A 772-nucleotide genomic window follows, 5' to 3' on the forward strand; every position below is an offset into this window, starting at 1 on the left:
ATGCCTTTGTAGCGCGTCATGAGAAGAAGCAAGAAGAACAAGGCAGAGCTGTAAGGACACAAGAAAACAGTAGAATTACGTTCCTTGCAAATGGTGAGATTAGCGCTAAATCAACGGATGCTGTAACGGGTGGTCAGCTTTTTGAAACGAATGATAAGGTTGTTACTTATTTAGGAGGTAATGCAGCTTTTAATAATGGTGCGTTTACAGGGCCGACCTATAGTTTATCGGAGATTGATAAAGATGGTAAGATAACAGCCAAACCTTTTACCAATGTTGGTTCAGCTTTTGAAGGACTTGATACAAATATCAAGAATGTCAATCAGAGGATTAAGGAAGTTTCAGAAGGAGTTGCACAGGATTCTTTGAATTGGAATAATGAAGCCAATGCATTTGTAGCTAAGCATGGAACGGAAGGAAACAATAGCAAATTGAAGTTTCTATTAGATGGAGAAATTTCTAAAGGTTCAACAGAAGCGATCACTGGCAACCAACTTTATTCAATGAATCAGACATTTGCTGAGTATTTTGGTGGAGGAGCTGGTTATAATGAAAAGGGAGAATGGGTTGCACCCACATTCAAACTTAAAACTGTCAATGATGATGGTAGCACTGGTGATGAAAAGGTTTACAATAGTGTAGCGGAAGCACTTGCAGGTGTTGCAAGTTCTATTACGAATGTTCACAATGATGTGACCAATGTAGTCAGTGATAGCCTTGCCAAGCAGGATGATAATACGAAGGTTATCACTATTGGTAAAGAAGTAGAAGG

General features: G+C 39.1%; 1 pseudogene. It reads left to right on the top strand.

The window, feature by feature from the left end:
- Window positions 1–772 (top strand): annotated as a pseudogene (locus tag ACFINE_RS09860) (hypothetical protein); the annotation flags it as partial.

The sequence above is a fragment of the Bartonella sp. AA97HXZ genome (assembly GCF_042196985.1).
GTDB lineage: Bacteria > Pseudomonadota > Alphaproteobacteria > Rhizobiales > Rhizobiaceae > Bartonella.